This is a genomic window from Halorhabdus utahensis DSM 12940 (assembly GCF_000023945.1).
GTDB classification, from domain to species: domain Archaea; phylum Halobacteriota; class Halobacteria; order Halobacteriales; family Haloarculaceae; genus Halorhabdus; species Halorhabdus utahensis.
In genome coordinates this window covers 2,287,994-2,306,222 of record NC_013158.1, presented here as the reverse complement: position 1 = coordinate 2,306,222, position 18,229 = coordinate 2,287,994, and the positions used below count along the sequence as shown (strand labels likewise).

The 18,229-nt window shown below is 66.2% G+C and carries 20 protein-coding genes and 2 tRNA genes; 6 read left to right on the top strand and 16 right to left on the bottom strand.

Annotated elements, in window-relative coordinates; translation table 11 throughout:
* Window positions 1-26: 26 nt before the first annotated feature.
* The 4 genes from HUTA_RS11055 to larB form a co-directional block, all read right to left on the bottom strand.
* Entirely contained in the window at window positions 27-707 is a 681-nt protein-coding gene (locus HUTA_RS11055) for a class I SAM-dependent methyltransferase (protein ID WP_015789994.1), read from the bottom strand.
* 80 nt (window positions 708-787) lie between these two features.
* Window positions 788-1,063, bottom strand: coding sequence for a GIY-YIG nuclease family protein (locus HUTA_RS11050; RefSeq protein WP_015789993.1), 276 nt, complete (start codon window positions 1,061-1,063; stop codon window positions 788-790).
* 12 nt (window positions 1,064-1,075) lie between these two features.
* Complete coding sequence (locus HUTA_RS15640; RefSeq protein ID WP_169304898.1) at window positions 1,076-1,225, bottom strand: DUF7563 family protein; 150 nt, start codon at window positions 1,223-1,225, stop codon at window positions 1,076-1,078.
* A 66-nt stretch (window positions 1,226-1,291) separates the two neighbouring features.
* A complete protein-coding gene (larB, locus tag HUTA_RS11045) occupies window positions 1,292-2,065 on the bottom strand; it encodes a nickel pincer cofactor biosynthesis protein LarB (protein WP_015789992.1) in 774 nt (257 codons plus the stop codon).
* Between the two features lie 180 nt (window positions 2,066-2,245).
* Between larB and HUTA_RS11040 the strand changes: the two genes are divergently transcribed.
* From HUTA_RS11040 to glmM, 3 genes are all read left to right on the top strand, one after another.
* Window positions 2,246-2,413 carry a DNA-binding protein gene (locus HUTA_RS11040; RefSeq protein WP_008528199.1) on the top strand — a complete coding sequence of 56 codons (168 nt, stop codon included), beginning with the start codon at window positions 2,246-2,248 and terminating at the stop codon, window positions 2,411-2,413.
* 101 nt (window positions 2,414-2,514) lie between these two features.
* Window positions 2,515-3,222, top strand: coding sequence for a DUF2270 domain-containing protein (locus tag HUTA_RS11035; protein ID WP_015789991.1), 708 nt, complete (start codon window positions 2,515-2,517; stop codon window positions 3,220-3,222).
* 63 nt (window positions 3,223-3,285) lie between these two features.
* On the top strand, window positions 3,286-4,590 hold the full coding sequence (gene glmM / locus HUTA_RS11030) for a phosphoglucosamine mutase (protein ID WP_015789990.1): 1,305 nt from the start codon (window positions 3,286-3,288) through the stop codon (window positions 4,588-4,590).
* 48 nt (window positions 4,591-4,638) lie between these two features.
* Here glmM and HUTA_RS16165 read toward each other — a convergent pair whose 3' ends face one another.
* The 4 genes from HUTA_RS16165 to HUTA_RS11015 all read right to left on the bottom strand — a co-directional run bounded on the left by HUTA_RS16165 (window position 4,639) and on the right by HUTA_RS11015 (window position 6,338).
* Window positions 4,639-4,797: a DUF7563 family protein gene (locus tag HUTA_RS16165; protein ID WP_449404458.1), complete on the bottom strand. Its 159-nt coding sequence runs from the start codon at window positions 4,795-4,797 to the stop codon at window positions 4,639-4,641.
* A 104-nt stretch (window positions 4,798-4,901) separates the two neighbouring features.
* Window positions 4,902-5,480 (bottom strand): DUF7090 family protein, encoded by a 579-nt coding sequence (locus tag HUTA_RS11025; RefSeq protein ID WP_015789989.1) that lies wholly within the window; start codon window positions 5,478-5,480, stop codon window positions 4,902-4,904.
* Window positions 5,481-5,531: 51 nt separating this feature from the next.
* Window positions 5,532-5,954 (bottom strand): DUF2391 family protein, encoded by a 423-nt coding sequence (locus tag HUTA_RS11020; RefSeq protein ID WP_015789988.1) that lies wholly within the window; start codon window positions 5,952-5,954, stop codon window positions 5,532-5,534.
* Window positions 5,955-6,265: 311 nt separating this feature from the next.
* Window positions 6,266-6,338, bottom strand: a tRNA-Asn gene (locus tag HUTA_RS11015).
* Between the two features lie 114 nt (window positions 6,339-6,452).
* Here HUTA_RS11015 and cca point away from each other — a divergent pair.
* Window positions 6,453-7,805, top strand: coding sequence for a CCA tRNA nucleotidyltransferase (gene cca / locus HUTA_RS11010; RefSeq protein WP_015789987.1), 1,353 nt, complete (start codon window positions 6,453-6,455; stop codon window positions 7,803-7,805).
* On the opposite strand, the gene HUTA_RS11005 is transcribed toward cca, so the two are convergent.
* The 4 genes from HUTA_RS11005 to HUTA_RS10990 form a co-directional block, all read right to left on the bottom strand.
* The gene (locus HUTA_RS11005) at window positions 7,784-8,794 is read right to left on the bottom strand and encodes a histone deacetylase family protein (RefSeq protein WP_015789986.1); all 1,011 of its coding nucleotides are present in this window, start codon (window positions 8,792-8,794) and stop codon (window positions 7,784-7,786) included. The two genes, cca and HUTA_RS11005, sit on opposite strands and share 22 nt — an antisense overlap.
* The gene (locus tag HUTA_RS16015) at window positions 8,791-9,231 is read right to left on the bottom strand and encodes a histone (RefSeq protein ID WP_015789985.1); all 441 of its coding nucleotides are present in this window, start codon (window positions 9,229-9,231) and stop codon (window positions 8,791-8,793) included. The genes HUTA_RS11005 and HUTA_RS16015 overlap by 4 nt, the downstream gene beginning before the upstream one ends.
* A gap of 54 nt (window positions 9,232-9,285) precedes the next feature.
* The gene (locus HUTA_RS10995) at window positions 9,286-10,746 is read right to left on the bottom strand and encodes a single-stranded DNA binding protein (protein WP_015789984.1); all 1,461 of its coding nucleotides are present in this window, start codon (window positions 10,744-10,746) and stop codon (window positions 9,286-9,288) included.
* Window positions 10,747-10,939: 193 nt separating this feature from the next.
* Complete coding sequence (locus HUTA_RS10990; RefSeq protein WP_015789983.1) at window positions 10,940-11,662, bottom strand: twin-arginine translocation signal domain-containing protein; 723 nt, start codon at window positions 11,660-11,662, stop codon at window positions 10,940-10,942.
* Window positions 11,663-11,785: 123 nt separating this feature from the next.
* Here HUTA_RS10990 and HUTA_RS10985 point away from each other — a divergent pair.
* Window positions 11,786-11,858 (top strand) — tRNA-Arg (locus HUTA_RS10985).
* A 611-nt stretch (window positions 11,859-12,469) separates the two neighbouring features.
* Here HUTA_RS10985 and glyA read toward each other — a convergent pair.
* Window positions 12,470-13,714, bottom strand: a complete 1,245-nt coding sequence (glyA, locus tag HUTA_RS10980; RefSeq protein ID WP_015789982.1) for a serine hydroxymethyltransferase — start codon at window positions 13,712-13,714, stop codon at window positions 12,470-12,472.
* Between the two features lie 122 nt (window positions 13,715-13,836).
* Here glyA and HUTA_RS10975 point away from each other — a divergent pair, with 122 nt between their 5' ends.
* The gene (locus HUTA_RS10975) at window positions 13,837-14,559 is read left to right on the top strand and encodes an HFX_2341 family transcriptional regulator domain-containing protein (protein ID WP_015789981.1); all 723 of its coding nucleotides are present in this window, start codon (window positions 13,837-13,839) and stop codon (window positions 14,557-14,559) included.
* A gap of 51 nt (window positions 14,560-14,610) precedes the next feature.
* Here HUTA_RS10975 and HUTA_RS10970 read toward each other — a convergent pair whose 3' ends face one another.
* The 3 genes from HUTA_RS10970 to HUTA_RS10960 all read right to left on the bottom strand — a co-directional run bounded on the left by HUTA_RS10970 (window position 14,611) and on the right by HUTA_RS10960 (window position 18,147).
* Window positions 14,611-15,156, bottom strand: a complete 546-nt coding sequence (locus tag HUTA_RS10970) for a hypothetical protein (protein WP_015789980.1) — start codon at window positions 15,154-15,156, stop codon at window positions 14,611-14,613.
* The gene (locus tag HUTA_RS10965) at window positions 15,153-16,496 is read right to left on the bottom strand and encodes an NRAMP family divalent metal transporter (protein ID WP_015789979.1); all 1,344 of its coding nucleotides are present in this window, start codon (window positions 16,494-16,496) and stop codon (window positions 15,153-15,155) included. Before HUTA_RS10965 ends, HUTA_RS10970 begins: the two co-directional genes overlap by 4 nt.
* A gap of 97 nt (window positions 16,497-16,593) precedes the next feature.
* Entirely contained in the window at window positions 16,594-18,147 is a 1,554-nt protein-coding gene (locus HUTA_RS10960) for an alkaline phosphatase family protein (protein WP_015789978.1), read from the bottom strand.
* Window positions 18,148-18,229 lie beyond the last annotated feature (82 nt).

Here is an 18,229-nt window from a genome sequence, read left to right as displayed (position 1 = left end):
CTTTCCCCACCCGTGAGCCGACACGCTCAGGGCACGACGCCGACAGTCAGCAGCGTGCCGTGCTCGCGGAAGTGCTCGACCATCGCCTCGCGGGTCTTCCAGTCCTCGGTCGGAAACTCCGCGGCGGGCGGGATCTCGACCTCCTCGTCGGGGATCGCCTCCTGCTCGGCAACGTGAAACCCGGCCTCCCGGAAGGCCTCGCGGTACTCCGCCCGCGACCACCGGGTCATGGCGACGTCGACGTACTCGTCCCACTCGGCGGTGTGGGGGTTGTCCGCGACGTAATCGACTGCACAGTAGAAGGTCCCGCCCGATCGCAGGACGCGACGGAGTTCACGAAGCGCTTCGACGGGATCGGGAGCGTAGTAGATGGCCTCCATCGAGAAGGCGTGATCGACGCTGTCGGTCCCAAAGGGCAGGTGCTGGAAGTCCCCGACCAGGAACCCGACAGCCGCGTCGTCGGTGTACTCGCGGGCGTTTCGCGCCATCTGTGGCGAGCGATCGAGGCCGTAGGCGCGCCCGGCCCCGCCGGCGGCTCGAAGCGCGCGGGCGGCGTACCCGCTCCCACAGCCCAGATCGAGCACCACGTCGCCGTCCTCGACCGGCATCCGGCCGAGTGCGTGCTTGGCCGTGTGCCAGTGTCGTTGTTCCATGCCGCGGTCCTTCCCCTGCTCAGCCCACTGGTCGAAGGCGTCGCCGACGCTCATACGCGTATTCGGAGGGGGATCGGCAAAACCCGTTCGTCTCACGCCGGGTCAGCGTTCGTGATGGGATGAAACGTGATCGTTCACGCCAGATCCGGAACTGGCCCGTCGACAAGTTGTTCCTTCTCGCCACGCGACAGTTGCTTGATCGCGTATTCGCGGGACATCGCGGCCGATTTCGTCTCGAACGTCTCCAGATGGACGAGTTCGACCGGCGTCCGACCGCGGGTGTACTTCGCGCCCTCGCCGTCGTTGTGTTCGCGGACGCGACGCGCCGGATCGGTGGTATAACCAGTATACAGCGTGTCGTCAGCACACCACAGAACGTACACGTAGTGATCGGCGTCGGGGTCCGTCATCTGCCAGCCCCCTCACGTGTCGGGAGCGCGTTCCTTGGCGGTTTCGGCGATGCCGGCGTGGGACGAACAGGAGGGGCAGGCACGTAATCGACCGTTAGCGTCCGCGAAGACGCGTTCGAACTGGTCGGAGACGTGTTCGCCGCAGTGATCGCATCTTGGCATGTGAGACCGTCGGGAGTGTGTCCCGTTATGACATGTATGTGATCCACAAACATGAACAGTGGGAACTCAGGGACGCTTGCCGCGGGCCGCGTCAAGTTGCCGGGCAATCAGGCCGGCCTGGGCACCGGCGGTGAAGCCGGCGTCGACGTTGACGGTCGTGAGTGCGGTACAGGACTGCAACATCCCGAGGGCGGCCGCCTCGCCGTCGCCACCCTGGCCGTACCCCGTCGAGACCGGGAGCCCGATCACTGGCACATCGACCAGGCCGGCGACGACGGTTGGCAGTGCGCCCTCCCGGCCGGCGGCGACGATGATCACGTCATGGGCCCGAATGTCATCGAGGCGGTCGAGCAGGCGGGCGATGCCGGCGACGCCGACGTCGTCGATCCGCCCGACGCGAGCCCCCATTTCGCCGACAATCGCGGCCGCCTCGCCCGCGGGAACGGCGTCCGATGTCCCGGCGGTGACGATCCCGACGTCGGCCTCAAGTCGCGGCGGTTCGAAGTCGGGGGCGTGGCCGACCACCACGTTCGAGCGCTCGCGCCAGCGGATCGTCGTGCCGGGGTGGTCCGCCGCCAGTCGACGGCGGATCGCCGCGACCTGCGCCCCCGTGACGCGGGTGGCGATGACGCGGCCGGTCGTCTCGACGGCCGTCGCCGCGAGGGCGGCGACCTCGGCGGGCGTCTTGCCGTCGCCGAGGATCGCTTCCGGAACGCCACCCCGGACCTCGCGTGCCGCGTCGAAGCGACCACCGTCGTTGCTGGCATACCCGCGAAGTTCGGCTTCGGCCGCCTCGACGCTGATATCGCCGTCTTCGAGGGCTTCGAGGATCTCTCGCATGCGACACATTCCGGGGCCAGGGTACTCTTAGGCATCGATTCCGTGTGCGGATCGCACACTCGACTGTCCCACACGGAGACCCCCTTTGACCTTCCAGGCGGGTCTCAAACCCGTCTAACCGTCCCGAGAGCGGGTAGAATTGGGAACGCTTATAAATGATCCTGTGGAACACAACCCTGTATGGCAGACCTAATCGTCAAAGCCGCCGTCAAGGAAGAGCTCGATGACATGAACGTTGCCTCGGACTTCTACGCTGCCCTCGACGACGAGGTCGAGGAGCTGCTCGCCGACGCAGCGCGACGTGCCGAGGAGAACGACCGCAAGACCGTCCAGCCGCGCGACCTGTAAGGTCGTCGCATCCGCGGTTTTCGTTTCTGACCAACTGATCCGATAGAGCATCGGCAGTGTCGACGGGTAGTTTTACGAGCCGCTCGCCTGAACCGGGAGACATGTCCGGACCCCCGAAGGATTTCGACCCAGAATCGCCCGAAAAGCGGGAAGTGGCAGGGGAAGCCGCCCGCGACAGATCCGACTTCCTCTCGCTGATGGGCCACACCTATCGGGGAGAACTCGGCCGGACGACGTCCTGGCGAACCCGAATCGATCGGACGACGAACTGGGCGGTCGTCCTGACTGCATCCCTGCTCACCTGGGCATTCTCGGCGGAGACCCGCCCGCACTATATTCTGCTCGTCGGTATGGGCATGCTGGTCGTCTTTCTGGGTATCGAGGCGCGGCGATATCGTATCTACGATGTCTGGCGATCGCGGGTGCGCCTGTTGGAGGAGAACGTGTTTGCTAACGCGCTCGATCCGGAAGGGACAGAGCAACCCAACTGGCGCGAACTCCTGAGTGACGATCTCCGGGAGCCGACGATCAAAACGCCACCGATCGAAGCGGTCTCCAGGCGACTCGCGCGGGTGTATACCCCGCTTTTGTCTGTGCTGCTCGCCGCCTGGCTGATCCGACTCACGGTGTTCGGCGATCCCACGTCGGGGCCGATCGGGGCCGCCTCGATCGGCAGGATTCCCGGCGAAGTCGTCCTGGGACTCGTCGGCGTATGCTACGCGCTCGTCATCGTGGTCACGTTCTGGCCGGGGTCACGACAGGCCAAGGGCGAACTCCAGGAAGAGGACAACACCGAGGCGTGGCGGTGACGCCACTCAGCGTTGAACTGTCCTGACCGAGTCTTTTTGGGACCGGTCGGCGAGAACAAACGTATGTTCGGAACGAGCGGTATCCGTGGCCCGGTTGGAGAGACGGTCACGGCCGATCTTGCACTGTCTGTGGGACGGGCGCTGGGAATCGACGCCGACCGCGTCGTCGTCGGTCGGGATCCGCGTGAGAGCGGGCGGTTCCTGCTGGATGCGCTGACCGCGGGGCTGCGTGAATCAGGCACCGACGTGATCGACCTCGGCGTGGCGGCGACGCCGACCGTCGCGCGCGCCGTTCGTGGCGAGGATGGCGACGCCGGCGTCGTGATCACGGCCAGCCACAACCCGCCAGCGGACAACGGCATCAAGCTCTGGCAGCCGACGACCCAGGCGTTCGATACGGCTCGACAGAACACTGTCGCCGACCGGATCGAGTCCGAGGCGTTCGATCTCGTCGCGTGGGACGATCTCGGAACGCGACGCCGACGAGACGGCGCCGACGCCCACGTCGAGGCCATCCTTGATGCCGTGTCCGTCACCTCGCCGCCGGATGTCGTCGTCGACCTCGGCAACGGTGCCGGTGGCGTCAGCGTCGAGGCCCTCACCCAGGTGGGGTGTGACGTCGAGACGCTCAACGCCCAGCCGGACGGGGCCTTCCCGGGACGACCCAGCGAACCGACGGCCGAGAACTGTGAGTCCCTGACGGCGCTGGCTCGGGAGACTGGGCGACTCGGGATCGCCCACGACGGGGACGCCGACCGACTGCGCGCCGTCACGGAAGACGGCGAGTTCCTCAGCGGGGATACCCTGCTGGCGATTCTGGCGCGCGACGCGGCTGACCCCGGCGAGACGGTCGCCGCCCCGGTCAACACCAGCCTGGCCGTCGACGATTACCTCGCGGCCGACGACATCGACGTTGTTCGCACACGGGTCGGCGACGTCTCCGTAGCCGAGCGGGCCAGTGAACCCGGCGTCGCGTTCGGCGGCGAACCCAGCGGCGCGTGGATCTGGCCCGCCCAGGCACTGTGTCCCGATGGCCCGCTCGCGGCCGCAAAACTGGTCGAGCTCGCGGCCGAGCGCCCGCTCGCCGATCGCGTTGACGACATCGAGGCGTACCCGATCCACCGGGACAGCGTCTCAGTGACGGAGAAAGCCGCGGTGATGGAACGCATCCACGAACGTGTCCAGGCGGAGTACGACGACGTCACCACGCTGGATGGTGTCCGCGTGGACCTGGGTGACGCCTGGTTCCTGCTCAGAGCGAGTGGGACACAGCCCCTCATCCGTATCACGGCCGAAGCGCGTGACCCGGAGCGCGCCAATACTGTCTTCGAAGAGGCACGGGAGATCGTCACCCGAACCCAGGGATGAGGGCACTGGAGGGAAGGTGGCGGGAACGCGGAACACGGACAGGAGGGCTTATCCACGCCGGGTCGACCGCGCCTCCCGCACGTCGGCTCCGTCACGGATCTTGTCCTCGCACTGCGGACAGACCCGGGGCTGATCAACTCCGTTCGGCGTAAAAACGCGTGCGTATGCGGCGGTTACGAACGCACCGCAGTTCTGGCAATGCGGCATACGACTTGTTGTTTCTCACTCGTACCCTTAACTGTTGGTGGTGTGATAAAAGTTACCAATCCTCACGATTTATCGTACTTTTCGGCCGTTCTTACCGGGTCCGGTCAAAACGAGGCCGTCATCGATCCGTCCGTCTCCAGTTCGATGACGCCGTCGAACAGCGACCGGAACCGGTCGAGTCGATCTTCGTCGTGGACGCCGCGCGCGAGGTGGAACAACCCGACTGCGTCGTGGTCGGCCAACAAGGCGAGCAACTGTTCGACAGCGGCCGTCGTTTGCGGTTCGTCAGCGTAGTACAGCATCTCGGTCAGGGAGTCGACGCTGATCCGTCGCTTCCCCTCGGTCGTCGAGAGGAACTCGCGGGTCTCGGCGACGATCCCGTCGAAGTCATCGGGCGCGGAAACGTACCGGACGTCGTCGCTCCGGCGGCGGGTGTATCCGCGTTCGACCGAGAGCGCGTCGAGGATCGTCGCCTTCCGCTCGTCGACCTCGTAGTGTTCGATCTTCTGGGACACTTCCCGGGCGGTCGTGCGCGTCGAGACGACCAGGAAATGGTCGGTATCGGTCGAGAGAAAGTCAGTATCGACGCGGTCAGTTTCGCCAGTGCTCGGATGAATCAACAGGATGCTCGTCCCGCCAGGGACGGTCTCCGGCGCGTCGTCGATCGCCAGGGTGTAGTCCATCTCTGCCCGTTCTGGGGGCGGCGATCGACTTAAGCATGCTGCATACCGCAATCAGAAGACGCTATCGGCGGTCGCCGCCCCGACGACGCTGAAGATCGCGCCGACGCTGACCACCCGCAGCGTCACTTCGAGTTGTTCCATCCGTCCCATGCCCTCCAAGAACGACGCGGGCGCGTTGAGCAGGATCGCCAGCAGTGCGACCGAACCAAAGGCGACCGAGATGAGCGAGAGAAACCGGAGTGGCAGTCCAGCAACCTCCGCTTCGGTATCCGGGTCGCGGTCGTCGTCGGCCTGGTAGAGCGCGCCGTAGCCGATGACGGCGACGAGGACGGCCGTCGCCAGGCCGTGAAACCAGCTCATCCCGTCGGCCAGCGTCCAGACCTCCTCGGTCACGACGAACGGCCCCGCGAGCAGGAACCCACCGACGATCTGCTGGGCAGTGTCTGCCAGTTTGTACCGCGGCGGTCCGACCATAGCTACATGCACACGCCGTCCCGAGTTGAATGCGTCGCTCTCCGGAAGCCTGCCGCCAGGACTCGAACCGATGCAAGACGTTCCGGGTCACTCGCTGACGCTCGCTTCCCGGGCTGCGACTTCCGTGTTCGACTCTGGGGTACGCCGTCCTTGACGATAGCTATCGCTCGGCGATGAAACGCCTCGCAGAATCGTCAAGAGACGCCGTCCCGAGAACTGCTACGCAGTTCTCGTGGGCCGGAAAATCGCTTCGCGATTTTACGTCGCCGTCAGAGCAAGCTCTGACGTGCCGTGAATTTCACAGAAATTCACGCCGCCGCCAGGACTCGAACCTGGGACAACCACGTTAACAGCGTGGTGCTCTACCATCTGAGCTACGGCGGCAGGCATTCCAGGGTAGTCGGAGTTATTTGATAGGGCTTTCGCTTTCGTCCGGTCGCCGGATGGCGGTCGCGACGCATCGATACGCTTTCCCGTTCCTGCCGGTACGGTTTCTGTATGTCTGAGGAGCTTTCGGGCGTTCTCCGGGCGGTTCGACGACGGGTCGAACCCACCGACGCCGAACGCGAACGCCTCGAGCAGGCGGCCCACGAGGTGATCGGCCGGGCCGAGGCGGCCCTGGAAGAACGCGGGATCGACGGCGATGTCATGCTCGTCGGCTCCACCGCCCGGAACACCTGGATCGCCGGCGACCGCGACGTCGACGTCTTCGTCCGGTTCCCAACCGCTGTCGACCGCGAGAAACTCGAAGCAGTCGGCCTCGATATCGGCCACGCGGTCCTCCCTGACGGCCACGAGGAATACGCCGAACACCCCTACGTCGTCGGTGAAGTCGACGGCTACGACGTCGATCTAGTCCCCTGCTACGACGTCGAGGATGCGACCGCGATCCAGTCGGCCGTCGATCGAACGCCGTTTCACACCGAGTACCTGCAGGCCCGCCTCGACGACGACCTCGCCGACGACGTCCGGCTCACGAAGGCCTTCCTCAAGGGGATCGGCGTCTACGGGAGCGACCTCCGAACCCAGGGGTTCTCGGGCTATTTGACCGAGTTGCTGGTGCTCGAACACGGCGGCTTCCGGTCGCTCGTCGAGGCCGCGGCCGAATGGCACCCGCCCGTCCGCTTCGATCCGGAAACGCACGGGACCGCCACGTTCGACGACGATCTCGTGGTGATCGACCCGACCGATCCCGAGCGCAACGTCGCCGCGGCGCTCTCGACGGCGAACCTCGCGCGCTTCCAGCACTACGCCCGCGAACTGCTCGCCGAACCACGCGAGTCGCTGTTCGAACCCGTCGACCCCGACCCACTCGACCCGGAGGCAGTCCGAGCGGCGTTCGACGAGCGCGGGACGACGCCCGTCGCCGTGACCTTCGAGACACCCGATCTCGTCGAGGACGACCTCTACCCACAGCTGGAGAAGTCACTCGATGGTATCCGCGGGCTGCTCGACCGTCACGGCTTCGACGTGTTGCGCGCGGCCGCCTTTGCCGGGGAACATGCAGTGCTCCTCTTCGAGCTCGAAGTCGCCGAACGGCCCGCGGTCGAACGGCACGTCGGACCACCCGTCCACGTCCGCGAGCACGCCGATGGCTTCTACGAGAAGTACGCCGATTCCGGCGTCTACGGCCCGTTCGTGAGCGAGGAGCGGTACGTGGTCGAACGTGAACGAGAATACCACACCGCGACCGAGCTGCTGGAAAGCGACGCGATCTTCGACGTCGCACTCGGCACGGACGTCGAGAGCACCCTCGAAACCACGCACACAGTGCTGGTCGGGGCTGCCGTCGGGACGCTCGCCGAGTCATTCGGGCGGGAACTGGCTGGCTATCTCGACCCGAAGCCCTGATACACCAGCGAATCGAGCACGTTCTGGCCGCCATCGGTGGGTGCCGGTTCGATCGAGTCGGCGTGCTCGCCGTTGAGTACCTCGTGGATCTCGCGAACGCCGGCCGAGAGTGTTTCGAGGCCATAGCCGCCTTCCAGAACGAACGCCAGCCCAGCGTCGATCCGGTCGGCAAGTTCGTGGACGCGTTCCGCGAGCACGCCGTACCCGGCCGTCGAGACCAGCATCCGGGAGATCGGATCGTTCTCGTGAGCGTCGAACCCTGCACTGACGATGATGAGATCCGGCTCGAAGTTCTCGAACTCGGGGGCGACGACCTCCCGGTGGACGGCGAGGTAATCTGCGTCACCACTCCCCGACGGGAACGGCACGTTCAGGGTGCGTCCGCGCCCCGCGTCGGCACCGGTCTCCCCGACGTCGCCCGTCCCGGGGTACAGACCCTCCTCGTGGAACGAGGCGTAGTACACGTCACTGCGGTCGTAAAAGATGTCCTGCGTGCCGTTGCCGTGGTGGACATCCCAGTCGAGTATCGCCACCCGGTCGACGCCGTCCCGTCGAAGTGCATGTTCGGCCGCGATTGCGGCGTTGTTGAGAAAGCAAAAACCCATCGCGTCGTCTTCGACGGCGTGATGACCCGGCGGTCGACCCAGCGAGAACGGCGTCTCGCAACCGTCGGCACCCTCGAGTGCTTCGTCTGCGGCCCACGCGGCAAGCGTGGCACTCGCCACCGCCGCATCCCAGGTCGCCTCGACGGCGACAGTGTCGGCGTCCCAGTTCCCGCCCCCGTTGGCACAGAACTGCCTGACATCTTCCAGATAGTCGTGATCGTGGACGGCCCAGATAGCGTCACGAGGAATGGCAGTGGCGGGAACGTACTCGACGTTCGCCGAATCGGCGAGGGTCCGCTGTATCGCACGCAGTCGGTCGGGACTCTCCGGATGCCGACTGCCGGTGTCGTGTTCGAGGCAGATTTCGCGGTAACCAAACTTCATTCAACGTAGTGAGTCAGTTGGGCGTAGAGTTCGACGTCCTCCGCCTTAACGGTTCGGCGGCCGGCATGCTCGGCCAGTAACGACGCCGCCGCGGCGACGTCGTCGGCCTCGCGCTCCAGGATCGACGCCAGCGCGATCCGTGCATCCATTGCGACCCGATACCGGTCGTCGATGTCGAGGCGTGCGATGCGATCGACCGGCGCGATCGGGAGTTCGAGTGCATCCTTCTCCGGTACCTCCCCGACCCCGAAGTCCATCGCCATCAGCGTCTTCCGTCCGTCCGCGCTGGCCGCCTCGGCGGCGTCGGCGGCCAACGTTGCCCCCCGAGACTGGATACGACGGGTGAGGGCTTCGGTCGCTTCGGCACTCACCCGCAGTCCGCCGGCATTTCGCCGGATGATCGAATCGACGGGAGCAAACGGTAACTCGACGCTCATACGCCACAAGCGGGCGGTTTCCGTCTTAAGCGTTTCCTCCCGCCGCCGACCGATTCAAAACAGTTCCTCTGCCTCGATCTCGTCGCCGCGTCGCCGCCCCCTGACCGTGACTTCCTCCCCGAGACGGACCGACTCGGTCGTATCGACAGTGACGGTCTGTTCGCCGTCGTCGACGATCACCGGATCGCCCGTCTGGACGACGGTGCCCGTGAACTCGACCTCCTCGCCGTCCGCCGTCCCGTCTTCCGCACCCGCAGTACTCCCGCCCGTGCCGTCGCTCGCTGTCTCTCCGCCCTCGCCGTCATCTGCGAACGCCGAGAGCCCGGTCGACGCGCCCGCGTCCTGGACATTGTTCTCGCCCGCAGTGCCTGCATCGTCCGCGTCGGGGGTCGTCGCCATCGACGCACCGTCCTCGAGGACGACGACCGTCGATCCCCAGCCCGCGGAGGCCTCGAGATCGTCCTGCCAGCCGTCCTGAATCTCGACGTCGGCACAGACGACCTCGTCACCCGGCGCGAGGTCGCGGTCGGCTTTCTCGCCCCACAGCGCCACCCGGATGTCGTCGGTGTCGTCCTGGATCCGGATGTTCTTGACTTGCCCCTCCGAGCCGTCGTCGCGGTCGAACGTCCGCGTCGGATCGGTCGAGCGGACGACGCCGCCGATGTCGACCGTCTCGTCCAGTTCCACGTCATCGATCGGCGTCGTCTCCGGCGCGTATTCGACGTCGGCATCGTCAAGCTCGTCGATCGCCCCCTCCTCGCCGACGTGGACCTCCAGATCGCCGTCGCGTTCCCGAACGTAGCCGTCGACGACTTCGACCGTCGTACCGGCGTCGATCTCCTCGACCCGGTCGGCGCGGTCGTCCCACAGCGTCACCCGGACGCGGCCGGTCTCGTCGCCGATCGAGAGATTCGCGACCCGGCCCTCCGACCCGTCGTCGCGCTCGAACGTCCGCACCGGTTCGGTGTCGAGGACGACGCCCTCGACGGTGACGTTCGACTGGCCCATGGTGAGCGCGTCGATGGTCTCGCCGTCACCGGGTTCGACGTCGATCGTCGCGTCGAGATCCTGTTCGGCCTGATCGACGCTGACCTCGAGACCGTTGTAGCCCTCCTGTGGCCGACCTTTGACCCGGAGGACGTCGCCGACTTCGACTTCCCCCTCGTCGACGGCGACAGCTTCCCCATCCCAGAACGTCAGTCGGAGGCTGTCGGTCTCGTCGGCCGCCTCGACGTTGATCACGCGGCCGTCCTCGTCGTCGCCATCACGCTCGAAGGTCCGCAACTCGCCGATCGAAAGCACCTTCGCCAGAAACCGGACCTCCTCCATGCCGGCCTGGACGTCCGCGACCGTCTGGGCCTCGTTCTCGGTGAGTTCGTGGGCGATCAGCATCGCCGCTGTTTCCTCGTCGGCCAGTCCCCCCATCTGTTCGACCTTCTCCTCGACGGCTTCCCTGAAGTCGTCCTCGGAGACATCGGCGTCGAGATCCGCGTATACGTCCTCTATCGCACCCATCTGTCTACCGAGGCCAGGGTTGCGCTCCGTTTAAGCGTTGTCGTCGACAGTTCGACCCACCGCTTTCGGGTGGTTCACTCGCGAAATGGTGAACGGACATGAACGACGCTGGTCGCCCTCTCTGTTAAAAAGGTACGGTGAACCCACCGTTCGGACGGGTGTGGAGCCCCACCCTTCCGACGGGCGTGAAGCCTCACTCCTCGGGTGGCGTCGCACTCGAAGAGCCGTAGGCGGCACTCATACCGAAGCGGTCGCCGTGACTGATCGCAACCTCGGATGGAATGTCGTCCTCGAAGGAAAAGGTCGCCTCGTAGGGGATGTCCACGAGACACTGGCCGCCGACCCCGCCGTCCTCGCACTCCTCGCGGTCGACAGCGTCGACGGACACGGCAAGTCGTTCGGCGTCGGTGTCGTGGGAGACATCACCCAGCTGGGCGCGCTTACAGAGGTCGCTCCCACGGCGGATCCCCTTGACGACGATCCGACCCTCGTCGGGCTGGAATTCGACGTCGGCGTCGTCCTCGCCCAGGCCACATTTGGGTGCGTGTGAGGTGAACTGGAAGGTGACGCCGTTCATCTCGCCACCGGCGCTCCAGGCCTGTTCGGCTGCCCCCGAATCGGGCGTTCCGGTTCCGGTCCCCTCTTCAGGAGTCGATATCTCGCTCGATCCGTCGTCCGCTCCGTGGTCGTCCGGCGTCGAGGTGGAGCGGTCCTCGGAGTCGTGCTCCCGATCGTCGGTATTCGAGGCCGAATCGGTCGGCGATGGGGTGGACGTCGGGTCAGGTGTGTCAGTCGGTTCGTCGGTCGGCGAATCGGTGTCGTCAGGGTTGTCGGTGCTCGCACCGCCGAGACAGCCGGCGAGGAGACCGATCGCACCGGTCGATGCGCCGATCTGGAGGAATCTGCGTCGGTTCATGTTCGAAGAGAGGGACGATTGGGAAAAGGGCCTTCCGTAGGGTCAAACGAACGTTTGTCCCGTCCGGCGGATGGGTCGGTGAATCGTAACCCCTTTATTTGCAACCGCGGTAGAGAGAGTCGAGTCCGGGTAGGGTAGTGGACTATCCTCTTGGCTTGCGGAGCCAGGGACCGGAGTTCAAATCTCCGTCCGGACGTTTTCCATTCCGCAAGACGACGAGCGTTAGCGAGGAGTCTGCGGAATGTGAAAACACACGACGGAGATTTGAGCAGACGAGGAACGCGCAGCGAAGCGAGCATTTCTCGGCGAGTTCAAATCTCCGTCCGGACGTTCACTCTTCGCGAGTGCTTCGCATTGCTCAGCACTCGCTCCGTGTTCACGCCCGGACGTGCCCCACGCTCGCTTCGCTCGCGTGGGACTCCGTCCGGACGCTACATTTTGCGGCGCTACGTCGCGAGCGAAGCGAGCGACCAGCGCCAGTTATGCGTCTAAGGCGGAGATTTGAGCAGCGAGTGGGAGGTGAGCGAGCGTAGCGAGCGAACGGGAACGAGTGAGTTCAAATCTCCGGTCGAACTCCGTTCGACCGTGCTCAGCGCTCATTTCATTCGCGCTGAACTCCGTCCGGACGTTCACTCCTCGCGAGTGCTTCGCATTGCTCAGCACTCGCTCTGTGGTTCACGCCCGGACGTGCCCCACGCTCGCTTCGCTCGCGTGGGACTCCGTCCGGACGTTTCCTGCCGACACAATTCGCCGAGTGATAGCGAGGCGACCGCGTCAGCAGGGCGACACCGGCGGATCTCCAGTTCTTCAGGCATAGATCGGATGGGCTTCGGCGAGATCGGCCACCGTTTCGCGTGCCTGCTCGCGGACGCCGTCGTCATCGGGCGCGTCACAGACGTCCGCGATGGCGTCCGCGAGTCGGCGGGTCGCCGCGGCGTCGAACCCGCGTGTCGTGATCGCCGGCGTACCGATCCGGATGCCACTGGTGACTGTCGAGGATCGCTCCTCGCCGGGAACTGTCGACTTGTTCAGGACGATACCGACGTCCTCCAGCGCGGTCTCGGCCACCGCACCGGTCAGCTCCGGGTGGGTCTCCCGGAAGTCCACCAAGGCGAAGTGGACGTCGGTACCGCCCGAGACGAGGTCGAACCCGCGGTCAGCGAGGCGGGCAGCGAGGGCACGAGCGTTCTCGATGGTTTGGGCGGCGTCGGCATCGAATTCGGGTTCGAGTGCCTCGCCGAACCCGGCTGCTTTGCCGGCGATGTTGTGCATCAGCGGGCCGCCTTGCGTGCCGGGCATGACGGCCCGATCGATCACGTCAGCGTACGCCTCGCCACAGAGGATCATCCCGCCGCGGCCGGCCCGGATAGTCTTGTGGGTCGAACCGGTGACCACGTCGGCGACGCCGACTGGGGAGGGGTGTTCGCCCGCCGCGACGAGGCCGGTGAGGTGTGCGATGTCGGCGACGTGGACGGCGTCGACCGCCTCGGCGATGGCTTGCATGCCCTCGAAGTCGACCTGTCGGGGGTACGCCGAATAGCCCGAGACCAGCAGGTCCGGATCGACGGCCTCGGCACGCTCGCGGACGCGCTCGTGATCGAGGCGGCCCGTTTCCACGTCGACGCCGTAGTGGGCGACGTCGTAGACGTCATCCACCATGGTGTAGGGCTGGCCGTGGCTGAGGTGGCCGCCGTGAGAGAGCGAAAGCGAGAGGATCGTATCGCCGGGTTCGAGGAGTGCCTGGTAGGCTGCCAGATTCGCGCTGGTACCCGAGTGGGGCTGGACGTTTGCGTGTTCGGCATCGAAAAGGGCTCTGGCGCGGTCGATCGCCAGTTGCTCCACCTCGTCGGCGTACGCACAGCCCGCGTAGTAGCGGTCGCCGGGCGAGCCTTCGGCGTACTTGTTGGTCAGCACCGACCCCTGGGCGGCCAGGACGGCGTCGCTCGCGTAATTCTCGCTGGCGATCAGCGAGAGCGTTTCTCGCTGGCGGTCGCACTCGCCCGCCAGCGCCGCGGTCAACTCATCGTCAACGGGAGTCAGGTCCGTCACCATACGACTGGCTGCCCGTCGTACGGGGTTAAGTTCTTGGCAGTAATGGCGTTACAGACGTTACGATCATTACTGTGTCGTCATTATGTCACAGTCGTTAAGGGCGCACGGGGAGGAACACGGACATGGACGTTCCCGAGCGCGTGCACCTGATGCCGGTGGGGTACGAGAACGACCGGATCGCCCTGCCGGCCGAGCGACTGCGAGCCGATCGCGTCGTGCTCCTTCAGTACACCGACGAGACTGACCATCCCTCCTACGCCGACATCGTTCGCGACCGCCTCGACGCAACGGGGATCACCCACGAGACCGTCGCCTGTGACATCTTCGACCTCTACGATTCGATCGGGACCGTCGCCCGCCTTGCCAGCGAGTTCGAGGAGAGCGACGTCTACGTCAACCTCGCGTCCGGTTCGAAGGTGACGGCGATCGGCGGGATGATAGCCTGCATGGCCACCGGGGCCACGCCGTACTACGTCCGCGCGGAGCGCTACGCCGCCGAGACCGACGGCGACGTCGCGGAGGGGGTCGCCAAGATCGCGGAACTCCCGACCTATCCGATGGACAGCCCCGACCGCCAGCAGGTGGCGGTCATGGACTTCCTCGACAGCGACGGTCCGGCCGCCAAACGCGACCTCATCGCCTTCGGCGAGGCTGAAGGCCTGCCGTTCGTCGAGGGCGGTGCCGACTCCCGAAAGGGCCAGTACCGACGGCTGGACGCCCGGATTCTCGACCCGCTCGGAGCGCGCGGATACGTCGACAGCGAACAGGCTGGCCGGACGACACGCGTCTCGCTGACCGACCGCGGCAGCGACACGCTTCGGGCGTTCCGCTATCTGATCGAATGAGCGATACGGACAGTCTGTCGGAGGGCCGGAGATGGGACGTCAGCGGCGGAGTCAGGACAGGTCGATCGTCCGGTCCACGCTCTCACGGAGGGACAGTAGCACCTCGCGCTCGCGTCGGGACACCGGGTTTTCGGTCCCGAGTTCGTCGCTGTCGAGGGCGTTGAGGACGGCACAGCGGGCGCGCTCGCAGTAGTCAGTCAGCAGCGCGGGATCGTTCGTCTCGTGCTGGAAGGGGATGGTCGCATCGTTGACGAACACCGCCCGCGGATCAGGCGCGTTCTCGAACAGTGGCCGCGCTCGCTCGGCGTTCTCGCGGGCCAGTGTGACAGCCTCCGCAGCCGAATCGGACGCCGCCCGGGGGGCGTGGGCGTCCAGGACGCCGTGCCAAACACCGTCAGGAATCTCGATGAAGCGGTCCAGCCGTCCCCCGAGGATTCTCCCGTCGCGCTCGACTTCCGGCGCGAACTCCAGGACGACGACGCCGTCGGTGCCGTGGCGGTCGAGCCAGTCACCCAGCGCCCGTGCCGTGGTTGCCGTCTTGCCGACCTGCGAGGGGCCGACCAGCAGCGTCGATCCCGACAGCGGGACGTCGGTCATGGGACAGTGCCGGCGACCCGTTCCTGGAAGAACTTCACGAGCAGCCCGAGAGTCGCGATCGAAAGGATCACGCCGAAGGAAAGCACCGCGGCGGTGAGGACGTCAACATTCCCGGCGGTCGCTTCACGGAAGAACTCGATGGTGGCCGTTTCACGGAGGAAGTTCGCCGCGAGTCCGCCGGTGACGGCCAGAAGCGCGACCCCAGCCAGATTCGCGGGGAGCGAGTTCACCCGCGGGACGGCCCCGGAGTTCAGCAGGTACAGCACGACGGCGATCGCAAAGGGCGTCCCGACGGTACCGATCGCGAGGACGAGCACCAGTTGCCCGAGTACCTCGCCGCCGATGAACGCGCCGGGGGCCGACAGCAGGGCGAAGGCGGCGAGCAGTCCACGGTAGCGCGAGTCCTCGACAGTCGTCCCCCAGCCGAGTTTGTCCGCCAGCAGGAACGGCGGGACGATGGTGTTGCCGCCGAGCGTCGAGACGGCCGCGCCGCCGAGGCCGAGCAGGAACAGCACCTCGGCTCGCTCGCCGACCAGCGGGCCGAGCGCCTCGGCCGCCCCGACGGTCGAGAGGTTCGGGTCCGAGAGGACACTCGCCGTCACGAGGAAGATCGCCACGCTGTAGATACCGAAGGCCACGAGCATCGAGATCCCGACGTCGAAGGTCGCCAGATCGTACTCGTCGGCCGTCCATTCGCGGGCGCGCATCGTGTAGGAGTGCATCGTGATGAGCGTGATGTGGACCGCGCCGCCAAGGACAGCGGCGGCCACGGCCGCGCTGCCGCCGGGAACCGACGGGACGAGTCCGCTCGCCGCCGCGGCGGGGTCGATCGGCACGACGAAGACGCTCGCGACGAACGCGAGCACGACGGCGCTGACCAGCACCTTCGCGAAGAGTTCGACGAAGCGGTAGCCACTCCCAGCCAATCCGACGGCGAGGATCACCGCCCAGATGATCCCCCAGATCCCGGCATCCAGCCCGGTGATCGTCGCCGAGACCGAGGCGACGGTGTTCATGATCACCAGCTGGGCGACGCCGGCGGCGATCACCGCGTCGAGAACCAGGATCCACGCCCAGGACTCACCCAGGTGGTCCTCGACGACGCCGACGATCCCGCGCTCAGTCAGGAGGCCGAGTCGCATCGCGAGGTACTGCGCCAACGCACCGGCGAACGCCGAAAGGACGACCACCCATAGGAGGTCGTAGCCGTATCCCGCGCCGGCGGCGATCAGACTCGCCATCGTCGCCGGCCCGGCAGCGATCGCCCCCGCAACCCAGGACGGCCCCATCTCCTGGAGATAGGTTTTGACAGTGCCACTCGCGTCTCTCGATGTTGCCATATCCGAGTAATACTACTTGGTAGTTATAATCATAGCGGCTTCCGTATCGAGAGACAATAGCGGAACAGATCGGTCAACAGAACAGTGCCATCGGCCCTCACTCCATGTACCCGAGTTGCTGGAGGCGGTCGGCGACTTCCTCGCCGGCCTCACCGCGTCCCCCCTCGTCGATCCGGATCGGATCACGCCGGCCCCAGTCGGGATCGCCGGCGACGATCGGGAGGACGTCACCGGTCATGTCGCGGGGGACGTCACACCCGGCCGCGACCAGCAGCGTCGGGGCCATGTCGAGAATGCTGATCCGGTCGAGTTGCCCGCTGGCGGTGAAGTCCGGGCCGTTCGCGAGGAAGATCCCGTGGCGGGTGTTCTCGGCCGCCCAGCGGTCCGGCCCGGCCGTGATCTCGCCGCCGCCGACGCCGTCGTTGACGTGGACGCCGGGGCGCATGTCGAGGACGATCTCCGGGGCATCCTCGACGTAGGGGCCGGAATAGACGTCTTCGCCACGATAGACGCCGTCGAACAGCGGCCCCTCGCTGTCCTCGACTGCCCGGAGATCGGCCATCAGCGACTCGCGGACCGATGCGTCGTCGAAGGCGGGGTTGAGATAGATCGGTCCCTGCCCGCTCGCGACGGCCTTCGTCCGGTCGAGTTCGATCGCTTCGAGCTTGCGATCGCGCTTGAGCCCCGCCTGTTGGGGCACGAGTGCCTGGAGGCGTTCGGGGACGACCGTGGCGAGCACGTCGACGATCCCGAGGCGCTTGGCCACGCCGAGCGCGGTCTCCCGATCGAGGCCGATCCGCCGCAGGGTATCGTCGACCGTCGCCGTCCGGGCCTGATAGCCGTGCTCGGCGAGCCACTCGTTGACGTAGAACTCCGTCGTGGTGGGGGCGCTGCCGTGGTCGGACATGAGGACGACGTTGAGGTCGTCGATGTCCGCCAGGCGACCGAGATATTCGTCGACGAGTTGCCACGCGCGGTGGGTCGGCTCCGCGTCCCAGAAGAAGTGATGGAGGACGTTGAGATAGAACAGCGTGACGTGGACGAAATCACGGTCGCGCTCCTCGAGCAGCCACAGCGCGACCTCGAAGCGCATCTCGAGGACATCGAGGATCGCCTCGACCTCGGCCCCACGTTCGTCGTTGCTGGAGAGCAGGGGGTCCGGATGGACCTGGTAGTCGAAGCGCGATTCGATCTCGGATTCGAGTTCCGGCGGGTGGGTGTAGCCGCCGGAGATCGAGCGGTACTCGCCCTCGACAGCGTCGGGACCGCCGGCGACGATCGACGCGCCGTCGATTCCTCGTGGCGGGTACATCGTCGGCATGTTGACGACGCCCGTCGATCGGCCGTCGGCCGCGAGGTAGTCCCAGAGTTCAGCGGTGTGGTAGTCGCTGCCGTCGGCGACGGTGATCGTGCCTTCGTCGAGGTCGACGTGCTCGAACCAGAAGACGCCGAACCCACCGGGGTCTTTCCCCGACGAGTAGCACTTCCAGTTCGGGAAGGTTACCGGTGGGAGGCAACTCTCGGTCTCAGCCCACGAGCCCGAATCCCGGAGTGCGGCGAGGTTCGGGAGGTCGCCGGCATCGATCCAGGGGTCGAGCAGCCGCCAGCTCGCGCCGTCGAGCCCCACGACGACGGTCCGGGTGCCGGTCATTGTCTGCCGGGACGCGGGCGAACCACTAGTGGGTTTCGAACGGGACGCCTGAGTGATGCGTTGCGAGCGAGACGCCCAAGCG